This is a genomic window from Amycolatopsis sp. NPDC098790, from assembly GCF_044759945.1.
In the GTDB taxonomy this organism is placed as follows: Bacteria; Actinomycetota; Actinomycetes; order Mycobacteriales; family Pseudonocardiaceae; genus Amycolatopsis.
The window spans coordinates 156,592-169,738 of record NZ_JBIWAI010000003.1 but is presented as its reverse complement, the minus strand read 5'-3'; the positions used below and the strand labels follow the sequence as shown (position 1 = coordinate 169,738).

Sequence of the window (13,147 nt, the reverse complement as noted above, 5' to 3'; positions counted from 1 at the left end):
TGGACAAGTCTACGAACCCGTCACGGCGGGTCACCCAGGGGGAAGGCACTCTCGGATGGCACAGCCTCAGCAGCCGCAGGATCCGGACGACCGGCGCCTGGAGACGCACCCCGACCTGATGAACCCGGACTGGCAGAAGTTCGCCGAACGGGACGCCTGGCTGGGCGCGAAGAAGGAGCTCAAGAAGCGCCGCAAACGCGAGCGCCGCACCGGTGGCCACCAGCAGCCCGGGCACAGCCGGTGGCCGGGCGTGCTCGCCCTGCTGCTGGTCGTGGTGCTGGTCGCGGCGGCCGTCGTCGTGCACCAGATCCAGGGCGTCGGCGTCAACGAGGGCGCGTTCCTGTTCTTCGGGTCGTGACGCCGTAACGCCCGGCCCCCGCCGTCGATGATCAGGCATCGACCTTGGGGGAAAGTGACGTGGACGACGACAACCTGCTCGATTCCCACCCGGACCTGGTGGACCCGGAGTGGCGCAAGCACGCGCAGACCGACGCCTGGCTGGGCGCCAAGCAGGACCGCAAGCAGTTCCGCAAGCAACAGAGGCGCGGCGCGCGGAAACCGCGGCGGCGCTGGTGGATCTTCGGTGTTTTCGTGCTGGTCCTCGCCGTGACGACGGCCGCGATCGTGTACGTCGGCCGCCGGTCCGCTCCCGCCGGGGAGGCCGTCCCGGAGGTCCCGAACCCGACGCAGGTGCCGGACTACGCCCACGTCGACCTGGCCCGGCCGTACGCGAACACCCCCGCCCAGGACTGGCCCAAGGGCCTCGACGGCATCACCGCGGCCCCGGCCGGACCCGCCGAAGCCGACGCGTACGCCGAGGTCAAGCAGGTGATCTCCGCAGCCCGGCTCGATCCCGCGGTGCTGACCGGGCACGACCCGAAGGCCTTCCTCGCCCTCTTCGCGCCGGACATGCGCCAGCACCTGACCGAGGTGTTCGGCCGCAAGCCGGCGAAGGACGTCGCGAGCTTCGACTCCTACGTGACCGAGATCGCCGACGGCTACCACCTGCTCGACGCCGGGCCCCGCTCGTTCGGCACCCTCGCCGCGCACCCCGGCGCCAAGCCGGGTGAGCTGGCCGTCGACGCCAGGTACGTCATCGCCTACGCCTTCGACAACGTCCACCCGGAGGGCCTGACCAGCCCGAACGAGATCGTCAGCTTCCTGCGCGTGGACGAAACGTACATCCTCCGCAGCGGCAAGACCTTCGCCGAGAGCAGCAACGGGCTCTGGCTCGAGAACGTCCACAGCGCGTTCTCGTCGGTCGGCTGCGCCGCCGCCAGGGAGGGCTTCCTCGCCCCCGGCTACGCGAACCCGCCGGCCGGCCCCGGCACCGGCGCCGACCAGGACGCGCCCGGCTACTACGACCCGAAGTACCCGGTCCCGGACCTCGACGGCTGCCACGACTAGAAGTCCGTCACATCCGGATGCACAGTCTGGACTGTACAGTTAACCTGTGTGTATGGGCGAAATACCCGCACACGTGGCCGAAAGCGCCGGCTGGCTCCGCGGTGTCGTCGCGCAGCTGCACCGGCGGCTGCGCCACGTCGACAACGCCGGGATCCTGACGCCGACGCAGTCCGCCGTGCTCAACCGGCTGCACCGCGAAGGTCCCGCCACGCAGGGTGAACTGGCCGCCGCCGAGCACGTGCGGCAGCAGTCGATGGCCGCCACCCTCGGGGTCCTCGACGAGCTCGGCTACCTCGCCCGCACCCCCGACCCGGCCGACCGGCGCCGCGTCGTGATCAGCCTGTCCGAGTCCGGCCGCGACACCGTGCGCGGCATCCTCCAGCACCGCGAGGAGTGGCTCGCCCAGGCGCTGGCCGACGCCCTGTCCCCCGCCGAGCTCGACGCCGTCACCCGCGCGCTGCCGCTGCTGCAGCGCGTCGCCGAACACTGAAAGAAGGGGTCCTCACGACCACCCTCACCGCTCCCGCGAAGTTCGGCGCCCGCCTGGTCTCCCCGCTGGTGGCCGGCGCGGTGCTCAACCCGATCAACTCCACGCTCATCGCCGTCGCGCTGGTGCCGATCGGGCAGAGCTTCGGCGCCGGCCCCGGCCAGACCGCCTGGCTGATCTCGGCGCTCTACCTGGCCACCGCGGTCGGGCAGCCGGTGGTCGGCCTGCTCGTCGACCGCTACGGCGCCCGCCGCGTCCTGCTCGGCGGCGCGACGCTGGTGATCATCGCCGGGATCGCCGGCCTGGTCCCGATCTCCGTCGGCTGGCTGACCGGCGTGCGGGTCGTGCTCGGCTTGGGCACGTGTGCCGGGTTCCCGGCCGCGATGGCCGTGCTGCGCCACCACGCCGAAGCCACCGGCCAGGGCGTGCCCGCCCGCGTGCTGGCGCTGCTGTCGATGTCCGCGCAGACCGTGATGGTGATCGGCCCGACGCTCGGCGGCGTGCTGATCGCCCTGTTCGGCTGGCCGGCGATCTTCGCGGTGAACATCCCGCTCGCCGGGCTGTCACTGGTGCTGGCGCTGCTGTGGGTGCCGAAGAGCGACCGCGGCGAGCGCACGGCGAAGCGGATCGACGTCCTGGGCATCGCGCTGTTCTCGGCGACGCTGCTGGCGCTGCTGTTCTTCCTGATGGACCCGGGCGCCGACAGCTGGGCGCTCGCCCTCGCCGCGGTCTTCGGCACCGCGTTCACGCTGGTCGAGCTGCGCCGCGGCGACCCGTTCCTCGACCTGCGGATGCTCGCGGCCAACCGGGCGATCCTGCGCACCTACCTGCGCCAAGCCCTGAGCTTCATGGCCATCTACGCGATCATGTTCGGCTACGTCCAGTGGCTGGAGACGACGCGGCAGCTGTCCGAGGAGGCCGCCGGGCTGATGCTGCTGCCGATGTCGGGCACGGCGGTGTGCGCGGCGGCGTTCTCGGGACGCGCGTCCGGAATCCGGGCGCGGCTGATCACGGTCGCGGTGGCCCTCGTCGGCGGCTCGGCGCTGCTGCTGCTCGTCCACGACGGCACGTGGGTCGGCGCGCTGCTGGCGCTCGCGGCGTTGTTCGGCCTGGCGCAGGGACTGACCAGCGTCGCGAACCAGACGACGCTCTACCGCGAAGCACCGGCCGAGCAGATGGGCACCGCGAGCGGCTTGTTCCGCACAGCGCAGTACTTCGGCGCGATCGTGGCGTCCACGCTCATCGCGCTTTGCTATGGCCCGCACGCGGACTCGGCCGGCCTGCACCGGCTCGCTTTCGCGCTGGTCGTGGTCAGCGTCCTGCTGCTCGTCGTCACGCTCGCCGACCGGGGCCTGCGCACCGCCGAAGCGTGACCCGTGTTCGCGCGCGCGGTCATCGAGGCGCACGATGGACACATGACCCGTGAAGCGCCGGTGCAGGACGTCGACGAGAACCGCCTCGAGGTGGGCAAGCCGAAGGGCTGGGCGGCCGGGATACCGGGCGTGGCCGTGTCGCTCGCGCGCAGCGTCGAACAGATGGGCACCGGCCGGACGGTGAAGGCGCTGCGGCTGCTGAACCAGCGCGAAGGCTTCGACTGCCCGGGCTGCGCGTGGCCGGAGCCGCGCGAGGTCGACGGCGAGAAGCGCAAGCTGGCCGAGTTCTGCGAAAACGGCGCCAAGGCCGTCGCCGAGGAAGCCACCAAACGGCGTGTGGACCGCGACTTCTTCGCGAAGCACCCGATCGAGGACCTCCGCGCCAAGACCGACTACTGGCTCGGCCAGCAGGGCCGGATCACCGAGCCGTTCGTGCTCCGCGAAGGCGCGTCGCACTACGAACCGATCTCCTGGGACGACGCGTTCGAGCTGGTCGCCGGCGAGCTGAAGGCGCTGACCGACCCGAACGAGGCGATCTTCTACACCTCGGGCCGCACCAGCAACGAAGCCGCGTTCCTCTACCAGCTGCTGGTGCGCTCCTTCGGCACGAACAACCTGCCGGACTGCTCCAACATGTGCCACGAGTCCTCCGGCGCGGCGCTCGCGGCGACGACCGGCATCGGCAAGGGCTCGGTCAGCCTCGCCGACATCCACAAGGCCGACCTGATCGTCGTGGTCGGGCAGAACCCGGGCACCAACCACCCGCGGATGCTCTCGGCGCTGGAGGAGGCCAAGGGGAACGGCGCGAAGATCATCGCCGTCAACCCGCTGCCCGAAGCCGGGCTGATGCGGTTCAAGAACCCGCAGAACGTCCGCGGCGTCGTCGGCAAGGGCACGCCGCTGGCCGACGAGTTCGCGCAGATCCGCCTCGGCGGCGACCTCGCGCTGTTCCAGGCCGTCGGGCACCTGCTGCTCACGTGGGACGAGGAAGCGCCCGGCGCGATCGTCGACCGCGACTTCGTCGAGCGGGTCACCGACGGCTTCGACGACTACGCCAAGCACCTGCGCGAGATCGACTGGACCGAGGTCGAGACCGCGACCGGGCTGCCGCGCGCGCAGATCGAGCGCGTCGCGCGGATGATCGCGTCGTCGGAGCGGACGATCTACTGCTGGGCGATGGGCCTGACGCAGCACAAGCACGCCGTCCCGACCATCTCCGAGATCGCGAACCTCGCGCTGATGCGCGGGATGATCGGCAAGCCGGGCGCGGGCCTGTGCCCGGTGCGCGGCCACTCGAACGTCCAGGGCGACCGGACCATGGGCATCTGGGAGAAGATGCCGCAGTCCTTCATGGACGCGCTCGCGGGCGAGTTCGGCATCGAGGTCCCGCGCGAGCACGGCTTCGACACCGTCGACGCGATCCGGGCGATGCGCGACGGCCGCGGCAAGGTCTTCTTCGCCGTGGGCGGCAACTTCGCGTCCGCGACGCCGGACACGGAGGCGACCGAGAAGGCGCTCGAGTCGTGCTCGCTGACCGTGCACGTGTCGACGAAGCTGAACCGGTCGCACGTCGTGCACGGCCGCACCGCGCTGGTCCTGCCGACGCTCGGCCGCACCGAGCGGGACGTGCAGGCGAGCGGCGAGCAGTTCGTCACGGTCGAGGACTCGATGTCCCAGGTGCACACCTCGCGCGGGCGCCTCAAGCCGGCGAGTGAGCACCTGCTGTCCGAGGTCGCGATCGTCTGCCGGCTGGGCGAGACGTTGTTCGGGGCCGGGCACGCGGTGCCGTGGCGGACGTTCGAAGGCGACTACGACCTGATCCGCGACCGCATCTCCCGCGTGGTGCCGGGCTGCCAGGACTACAACCGCCGCGTCCGCGAGCCGGACGGGTTCGTGCTGCCGCACGCGCCGCGCGACTCGCGGGAGTTCACCGGCACGGCCAACGGCAAGGGCAACTTCACGGTGTCGGAGCTGGAGTACCCGGCGGTGCCCGAGGGCCGGCTGCTGCTGCAGACGATGCGCAGCCACGACCAGTACAACACCACGATCTACGGGCTGTCGGACCGGTACCGCGGCATCGAGAACGCCCGCCGCGTGGTGCTGGTGAACCCGGACGACCTCGCGGCGCTCGGCCTCGCCGACGGCGCGATGGTGGACCTGGTTTCGGAGTGGCGCGACGGCGACCGCCGGGCGCCGTCGTTCCGCGTGGTGTCGTACCCGACGGCCCCCGGCTGCGCGGCGGCGTACTTCCCGGAGGCCAACGCGCTGGTGCCGCTGGACTCGGTGGCGGAGAAGTCGAACACGCCGGTGTCGAAGGCGATCGTGGTGCGGCTCGAAGCTCAGGCCTGACGCGCCGGCTCCGTCGCTGCGACGGGCAGATCCCGGCCGGCCCGAACCGGGCCAGCCACGACGATGGCCGTCGCCACGACGAGCACGGCCATGACCGCCCACACCGCCGCGCGTGGCCCGGCGAGAGACCCGAGGGCGCCGGCGAGCAGGGCGCCGGCCGCGCTCGAGCCGTTGGCCAGCAGGCTGCTCGTCGCGACGACCCGGCCGCGCACGCCCGGCGGCGGGTAGGTCTGCCGGAAGCCCGCGGCGAGCACGTTCGCCGCCGCCACGGCCGCGCCGACGGCGACCCCGCCGGCCGCCGCGAGGAGCAGGCCGGGGCCCCGCGTGGTCAAGGGGATGAGCAGGCCGAGCGGGGTCAGGGTGAGCAAGCAGGCCAGCAGGCTGCGCGCACTGCCCCAGCGCCGCGCGAGCCGGACGGCGAGGGCCGCGCCGAGCGCCCCGCCGGCCCCCGGGGCCGCCACCAGGAGGCCCACGGCGCCCGGGGTCACGCCCACCCCCTGCACGAAGAACACGACCTGGATCGCCTGGTACCCGGTCAGCGCGACGTTGGCGACCGCGCTGAACACCGCCAACGAGCGCAGGTACCGGTCGTGGACCACCCACCGCAGCCCGTCGGCGATCTCCCGGCGCAGCGTGCCCCGCCGCCGGCCCCGCGGCCGGGGCAGTTCCCGGACGGAAATCGCCGCCAGGCAGCCGGCGGAGATCAGGAACGTCACCGCGTCGACGACCAGGCCGGCCACCGCGCCCGCCCACTGGGCGAGCACACCCGCCAGGCTCCGGCCGGCGAGCTGCGCGACCGACTCGCTGCCCTGCAGCTTCGCGTTCCCCTCCGGCAGGTCCGGCGCGGCGACGAGGACCGGGAGGTATACGCGGTAGGCGGTGCTGAACAGCACACCGCTCGCCCCGGTCAGCAGCGCGACCAGGACCAGCTGCGCCACGGTCAGGACGCCCAGCCCGGCCGCCACCGGGACGCTGACGAGCGCCGCGGCCGAAACGAGGTCGCAGGCCAGCAGCACGGGCCGGCGCGGGAGCCGGTCGATCCACGCCCCGGCCGGCAGGCCGAGCAGCAGCCACGGCACCCAGGACGCGGCCGCGAGCACACCCACGGTGAACGGGCCCGCGTGCGTGACGAGCACCGCCACCAGCGGCAAGGCCACGGTCGTGACGTTGCTGCCGAGCTTGCTGGTCGTCTCGCCCGCCCACAGCAGGCGGAAGTCCCGGTGCCGCCACAGGCCACCACGTCGTCCGGCCACCCGGCCCCCTCCCGATCTTGCGGGAGGATGCCTCGCGCTGGGCGCGGCTGTCAGCGGGTTTCGCAGTCGGCGCAACGCCGGCCGGGCTCAGCCCTTGTAGTCGCGCTGCAGGGTGTTCGCCATGTCGGTGACCACCGCCTGGACGTTGTCGAGCGTTGCCGGGGGGATCAGCGCCGCCTCCGTGCCGCCGTCGGCGATCGCCATGCTCAGCACCACGTTGCCCGTGCGGACCGCCGCCCACTGCTCCGAGAACCCGGCCTCGTCGCCGACGTCCGTGGCCAGGCGGACGCCCGAGTGGTCGCCCAGCGCGTCGGTCAGGAGCTGGCTCGCTTTCGCCGCCCCGTCCGCCGCGTCGGAGTCGGTGAACCGCACCACCGCGATCGTCACCAGGCGGTAGTCCTGCATGTTGGGCTTGCCGCCGCCGAGGTCGCGGGCGTACAGGCGCTTGCAGCTGGTGAGGTCGTTGCCCTCGGTCGAGCGGTCCTGGGGGACGACCTTCGCGTCGGCGGTCTTCACCGAGTCGGCCGGGATTTCGACGGTTCCGGGGGCGAGCTGGTTGTGCGCGTTCGGCCCGGGCAGCTTGCACGCGTCGATCGACTTGGGGTAGTGCGCCGCGGCGGACGCCGACTGGCACCCGGTGCACAGCACGGCGGAAGCGAGCACCGGAAGGAGCCACCCTCCGCGGGCGACGCTGATACGCATGGGTTCCGGACTTTCCGTATTCTTCGAAATTGACTTTCCGGGTCGTCACCGGTCCGGTGATCTTTTCCGGTCCGTCCGACGGGCTGCCGTCGACGGTCATCGCACCCTGCCTCACCAGGGAGGCAGCGTCAAGACCAGTCACCCGCGTGGTCCGCCGTGGTCCGGTCGGCGGAAAACGCCTTTGCGTCGATTTGCGGAAATTCTTCCCGCGGTTTTCGTCGATTCCCGCGAAAAACTCAATCCACGCAGACGACGCCGCCGGACGTGATCGGGTCGTCGCCGGCGGCCGGGGCGCGGCCGCCACCGGTCGTCCCGGGTCCGGAGTAGACCGTGCCGAGCACCACCTCGATGTGGCCCGCCGGTACCGCCGCGGATTCCTGCGTCGCCAGCCCGCCCAGCAGCTTCGCGACCTCCGCGCCCTGCTTCGCGAGGTCCGCACCGAAGCGGACCAGGGACGTCCGGCGCGCATCGGCGTTCCCGGTCGTGCCCTTGGTGAAGCCGTGGTCACCCAGGAACCCGGACACGCGGGCCGCGAGACCGCCGTTGGGGCTCGCGTTGGTGACGTCGACGGTGACGGGCCCGGCCTGCGGGGAGGACGGCGCCGGGGACCCGATGAGGCTCGCCGCGAAGGCCTTCACCTCGGCCGGGTCGACCTGCACCGCCGTGGCGCGCGGGTTGTCGGTGTCGTACCGGTAGTCGCGGTTGACGACGGGGATCGTCTCGAACTGGATCCCACCGCCGCTGACCCCGCGCATCTGGGCGACGAAGTCGAGCAGGTTCCACGAGTCGTCGAGCACGACCGACCGCCTGACGGCGTCGATGAGGTCGGACAGCTTCCCGGGGCTGGCCAGCGTCCCCGCCGACAGCACCTGCCGGGCCAGCCCGGCGAGGAACACCTGCTGCCGCCGGACGCGGGCGAAGTCGGTGCCCGGGAGCCCGTCGCGCTGCCGGACGAAGGCCAGCGCCTCGGCGCCCTGGACCTTCTGCGGCCCGGCCGGGAAGTCCGCGCCGGAGTTCTTGTCCTTCGTGGCTTCCTTGAGGCAGACGTCGACGCCGCCGACCGCCTTGCTGATCTCGTAGAAGCTGAGCAGGTTGACTTCGGCGTAGTGGTCGATCCTGACGCCGGTGAGGTCCTCGACCGCCTGCCGCGTCGCGCGCCGCCCGGCGGTGAGGGCGGCCTTGTTCACCTTCGCCTTGTCGGTCTCCCCCGCGTCGCGCTGCCGCTTCGCTTCGGCGGCCTTCGCGCGGCCGAACGCGGCGTTGATCTTGCCCTTCCCGCCGGGCAATGACACGTAGCTGTCCCGGGGGATGGAAAACGCTTTCACGTCGTGGGTCCCGTTCGGGATCCGCAGCACGATCAGGGTGTCGGTGAGGTCGTCGCCGTTGGCACCGGCCCGCAGCTCGCGCAGGACGTCGGCGGGCAGCGGGTTCTCCTGCTGGTCGGTCCGCGAGTCCCGGCCGACGAGCAGGATGTCGAGCGACCCGTCGGCGGGCTGCTCACCGGGCGGCGTGGCGCCCTCGCCGATGACGCTGTCGCGGGACACGTCGTCGAGGGCGTGGAGGTTCGCGTAGCCGTACGCGGTCCCGCACAGGACCGCGAAGGCGAGCCCGGCGACGGCGATCTTCCCCAGTAGGTGCACGCCCTACCGACGCCGCCGGGCCCTCCTCCGCTGCACGGGTGAGGCAGGTCACACCGGCTCAGCCGAAGAGCTGAACCAGCTTCAGGAACAGCTGGTACACGCCGTAGCCGAAGGGCAGGACCACCCACGCCCACGCCAGCACGATCAGCGGCACCCGGTTGGGCTTCGTCGCCGGCTCGCTCATCACGCCTCACTCCTCGCGGCCGCGCCCGCGGCGACGGGCTCGTGGAACTTCTCCTTGACCGGGCGGACCAGCTCGTTGGCGACGAAGCCGACCACGAGCAGGCCGATCATGATGTAGAAGGACAGCTGGTACAGCTCCGGCCCGGACTTGCCCGCCGACTTCTCGTTGTCCGCGATCGCGTTGACGATCAGCGGGCCGAGCACGCCGGCCACCGACCACGCCGTGAGCAGCCGTCCGTGGATCGCGCCGACCTGGTAGGTGCCGAAGAGGTCCTTGAGGTACGCCGGGATCGTGGCGAACCCGCCGCCGTAGAACGACAGGATCACCATCGCGCACAGGATGAACACGAGCTTCGACGAGTTGTCCGTCAGCGCGATCACCAGGTACAGCACCGCGCCGACGCCGAGGTAGGTGCGGTAGATGTTCTTGCGCCCCACCAGGTCCGAAGTGGACGACCAGACGAACCGGCCGAGCATGTTGCACAGCGACAGCAGCGCGACGAACCCGGCCGCCGCGGCCGTGCCGACCGGCGTGGACGTGCCCTTGAAGAAGTCCACGATCATCGGCGACGCCTTTTCGAGGATGCCGATGCCCGCGGTGACGTTGAAGCACAGCACGACCCACAGCAGCCAGAACTGCGGCGTCTTGATGGCGTTGGCCGCCGAGACGTTCGCCGTGCTGATCATCGCCTTGCCGTGGTCGGTCTTGGGCTCCCAGCCGGCCGGCTTCCAGTCGTCGGCCGGCACCCGCACGAGCAGCCAGCCCATCGACATGAACACCGCGTAGACGATGCCGTGGACCAGGAACGCCGTCGCGATGGTGCCCTCGGTGGGCGCGGTGCCGAGCATCGACGACGACCACGGCGAGGCGATCAGCGCGCCGCCGCCGAAGCCCATGATCGCGATGCCGGTGGCCATGCCCGGCCGGTCCGGGAACCACTTGATGAGCGTGGACACCGGCGAGATGTAGCCGATGCCGAGCCCGATGCCGCCGATCCCGCCGTAGCCGACGACCACCAGCCAGAACTGGCCGGTCGCGACGCCGAGGGCGGAGATGAGGAACCCGCTGGCGAAGCAGCACATCGACACGAACATCGCCCAGCGCGGGCCGTTCTTCTCGACGAGGGTCCCGCCGAACGCGGCGGACAGCCCGAGCATGACGATGCCCAGCTGGAACGGCAGCGAGCTCTGCGTCCCGTTGAGGTGCATCGTCTTCTCGAGCGGCGTCTTGAAGACGCTCCACGCGTAGGCCTGCCCGATCGACAGGTGTACCGAAAGGGCCGCCGGCGGCACCAGCCAGCGCGTCCAGCCTGGGGGTGCCACGATCCGGGAACGGTCCAGGAAGCCGAGAGCCATCGGATCCCTCTCCTAGAGTGGGGATGATGGACGGAATGTATTACTAAATACCCGGCGTTGCACCATGCGGGTGTCAAACTTTCCGGCGGAGAAGGGTGTGGGTCATGGGCAGGGTGACCGTGCGCAGGCCGGTGCGGCGGATCTCCGCGACCGGGGACCGGCGCCGCCCCGACGCGCTGGCCGCCGAAGAACCCCTGGAGCTGCGCGTCGGCGGCAAGGCGCTGGCCGTCACGATGCGCACGCCGGGGCACGACGTCGAGCTGGCCCACGGCTTCCTGCTGTCCGAAGGGGTGATCGGCGGCCGCGAGGACATCGCGGTCGCCCGCTACTGCGACGGCGTCGACGACCAGGGCCGCAACACCTACAACGTCCTGGACATCGCGCTGGCCGACGGCGTGCCGCCGCCGGACACCGGGGTCGAGCGCAACTTCTACACGACGTCGTCGTGCGGCGTCTGCGGCAAAGCCGCCCTCGACGCGGTGAAGCTGAAGACCCGCTTCTCCCCCGCTTCGGCCGCCTTCGCCGTGAAGAGCGAGACGCTGTCCGCGCTGCCCGACGCGTTGCGCGCCCGCCAGAAGGTGTTCTCCAGCACCGGCGGCCTGCACGCGGCGGCACTGTTCACCCCGGACGGTTCGCTCGCCGTCGTCCGCGAGGACGTCGGCCGGCACAACGCGGTGGACAAGGTGCTGGGCTGGGCGGTCCTGGAAGGTCGCGTGCCGGCGCCCGGGCACGGCCTGCTGGTGTCCGGGCGCGCGTCGTTCGAGCTGGTGCAGAAGGCCGCGATGGCGGGGATCGGGCTGCTGGCCGCGGTGTCCGCGCCGTCGTCACTGGCGGTCGAGCTGGCGGAGGAGAACGGCATGACCCTGATCGGCTTCCTCCGCGGCGACTCGATGAACCTCTACACCGGCGACCACCGCGTCCTGACCTAGGCTTCGACCCAGTTGCCGTGGAAGCCGTTGGGCACGCGGTCGGGCAGGTGGATCGCCGCGACCGTCTCCAGCGTCCCCGCGTCGAGCAGGGTGAGGTCGCTGCGCTGCGTCGCCGGGTCGAAGACGAAGCCCATCAGGACGCCGTCGTCCTCCGCCGCGTCCTCATGGGACGGTACGAACACGAACTCGCCCGGCTCCCGGCCCGCGCCGAACGCGCGCTCCTGGCGCGCACCCGTGTGGAAGTCGTGCTTGAACAGCGACCCGCCGGGGTTCGCGCCGCCGTCGGCCGACATCGCGTAGCCGTAGCGGTGCCGGCGGCCGACGAGCCGCTCGTCCACGCGCGGGAACTCCTGGCCGCGGTCGTCGAGGCGCTCCTCGATGACCTTGCCCGCCACCAGGTCGACCGTCCAGCGGTCCAGTGTCGGGCCGCCCTCGTCCGGGCCGTGCAGCTCCCGGTCGAACATCTTCGGGTGGCGGACGACGTCGAGCACGATCGAGTCGCCGTCGTCGTAGGCGTTGAGCGGGTGGAAGACGTAGCAGGGCTCGACCTCGAACCAGCGGACGTCGCCGTTGCCGCCCTCACGCGGCATGACGCCGATGCGCGCCGGGTACCTCGGGTCCCAGCGGTACGGCAGGCCGCCGTTCGCGCCGATCTTGCGGGACATCATCGCCGTCACCGGATCGGGTACGCGGACCTTGCCGACCATGGCCGACACGACCAGCTTCGCCGGTGTCCGCAGCGCGCTCGGCACGCTGGCGGCCACCGCCATCTCGGCGTTGAACGTCACGGGCAGGTCGTAGAACACGACGTGCTTCTCGGTCAGGGAGAAGTCGTGCATCATCGGCGACCCGGTGACCTCGACGTCGACCGTGCGGCGCGCGCGGCCGCCGGCGTCGATCACCGAGTACTGGACCTTGTTGCCCATGCCGAAGAAGTACGAGACGGCGTGCAGCTCGCCGGTGCGCGGGTCGCGCTTGGGGTGGGCGGTGTAGCCACCCGGGAGCGTGCCGTCGAAGTCGCAGCTGCCGACGGTGTCGAGCTCGTCGGTCAGCTCGTAGATCGGCGCGCCCGCCTCGACCAGGGCGAGGGTCTTGCCGGCGTGGCCGATGACGTTGGTGTTGGCGCCGAGCGCGTCGAGCCCGCAGAGGCGGCTCGCGTCCTCGCCGTTCAGCGTCGCCGCGACGGCCGGGTTGCGGACCCAGCGGTTGCGGTACCACTCGGCCTTGCCGTCGCGCAGGCGCACGCCGTGGACCATGCCGTCGCCCATGAACCAGTGGTAGGCCGCCGGGTCCACTTCGGACAGCGGGTTGGGCCCGTTGCGCAGGTAGCGGCCGTCGAGGAACTCCGGGATCGCCCCCGTGACGGCCAGCTCGGTGATCGTGTGCTCCCGGCTCACCGGGGCGAAGTTGCCTTCGAGGAACTTGTTGCCCATGCCGACCCCTCCAGAGTTGCCATAACTTGGTTATG

General features: G+C 71.5%; 12 protein-coding genes. 6 read left to right on the top strand and 6 right to left on the bottom strand.

Features of this window, described 5'->3' with window-relative positions:
* Window positions 1-55 precede the first annotated feature (55 nt).
* From ACIQWX_RS26255 to ACIQWX_RS26235, 5 genes are all read left to right on the top strand, one after another.
* Entirely contained in the window at window positions 56-358 is a 303-nt protein-coding gene (locus ACIQWX_RS26255; RefSeq protein WP_400876315.1) for a hypothetical protein, read from the top strand.
* Window positions 359-417: 59 nt separating this feature from the next.
* Entirely contained in the window at window positions 418-1,407 is a 990-nt protein-coding gene (locus tag ACIQWX_RS26250) for a hypothetical protein (protein WP_400876312.1), read from the top strand.
* Window positions 1,408-1,459: 52 nt separating this feature from the next.
* Window positions 1,460-1,897, top strand: a complete 438-nt coding sequence (locus ACIQWX_RS26245; protein WP_400876309.1) for a MarR family winged helix-turn-helix transcriptional regulator — start codon at window positions 1,460-1,462, stop codon at window positions 1,895-1,897.
* Window positions 1,898-1,965: 68 nt separating this feature from the next.
* Entirely contained in the window at window positions 1,966-3,267 is a 1,302-nt protein-coding gene (locus ACIQWX_RS26240) for an MFS transporter (RefSeq protein WP_400876306.1), read from the top strand.
* A gap of 42 nt (window positions 3,268-3,309) precedes the next feature.
* A complete protein-coding gene (locus tag ACIQWX_RS26235) occupies window positions 3,310-5,616 on the top strand; it encodes an FdhF/YdeP family oxidoreductase (RefSeq protein WP_400876303.1) in 2,307 nt (768 codons plus the stop codon).
* Here the strand turns inward: ACIQWX_RS26235 and ACIQWX_RS26230 are convergent.
* The 5 genes from ACIQWX_RS26230 to ACIQWX_RS26210 all read right to left on the bottom strand — a co-directional run bounded on the left by ACIQWX_RS26230 (window position 5,607) and on the right by ACIQWX_RS26210 (window position 10,750).
* Entirely contained in the window at window positions 5,607-6,869 is a 1,263-nt protein-coding gene (locus ACIQWX_RS26230) for an MFS transporter (RefSeq protein ID WP_400876301.1), read from the bottom strand. The two genes, ACIQWX_RS26235 and ACIQWX_RS26230, sit on opposite strands and share 10 nt — an antisense overlap.
* Before the next feature lie 87 nt (window positions 6,870-6,956).
* Window positions 6,957-7,532 carry a hypothetical protein gene (locus ACIQWX_RS26225; protein ID WP_400876299.1) on the bottom strand — a complete coding sequence of 192 codons (576 nt, stop codon included), beginning with the start codon at window positions 7,530-7,532 and terminating at the stop codon, window positions 6,957-6,959.
* Window positions 7,533-7,807: 275 nt separating this feature from the next.
* Window positions 7,808-9,211 carry an LCP family protein gene (locus ACIQWX_RS26220; RefSeq protein ID WP_400876296.1) on the bottom strand — a complete coding sequence of 468 codons (1,404 nt, stop codon included), beginning with the start codon at window positions 9,209-9,211 and terminating at the stop codon, window positions 7,808-7,810.
* A 58-nt stretch (window positions 9,212-9,269) separates the two neighbouring features.
* Window positions 9,270-9,395, bottom strand: a complete 126-nt coding sequence (locus ACIQWX_RS26215) for a hypothetical protein (protein WP_400876294.1) — start codon at window positions 9,393-9,395, stop codon at window positions 9,270-9,272.
* Window positions 9,395-10,750, bottom strand: a complete 1,356-nt coding sequence (locus ACIQWX_RS26210; protein WP_400876291.1) for an OFA family MFS transporter — start codon at window positions 10,748-10,750, stop codon at window positions 9,395-9,397. The genes ACIQWX_RS26215 and ACIQWX_RS26210 overlap by 1 nt, the downstream gene beginning before the upstream one ends.
* 104 nt (window positions 10,751-10,854) lie before the next feature.
* On the opposite strand from ACIQWX_RS26210, the gene fdhD reads away from it, so the two are divergent.
* Window positions 10,855-11,679 carry a formate dehydrogenase accessory sulfurtransferase FdhD gene (gene fdhD, locus ACIQWX_RS26205; RefSeq protein WP_400876289.1) on the top strand — a complete coding sequence of 275 codons (825 nt, stop codon included), beginning with the start codon at window positions 10,855-10,857 and terminating at the stop codon, window positions 11,677-11,679.
* Here the strand turns inward: fdhD and ACIQWX_RS26200 are convergent.
* Window positions 11,676-13,112 carry a carotenoid oxygenase family protein gene (locus ACIQWX_RS26200; protein ID WP_400876286.1) on the bottom strand — a complete coding sequence of 479 codons (1,437 nt, stop codon included), beginning with the start codon at window positions 13,110-13,112 and terminating at the stop codon, window positions 11,676-11,678. The genes fdhD and ACIQWX_RS26200 overlap by 4 nt on opposite strands.
* Between the last annotated feature and the right edge of the window lie 35 nt (window positions 13,113-13,147).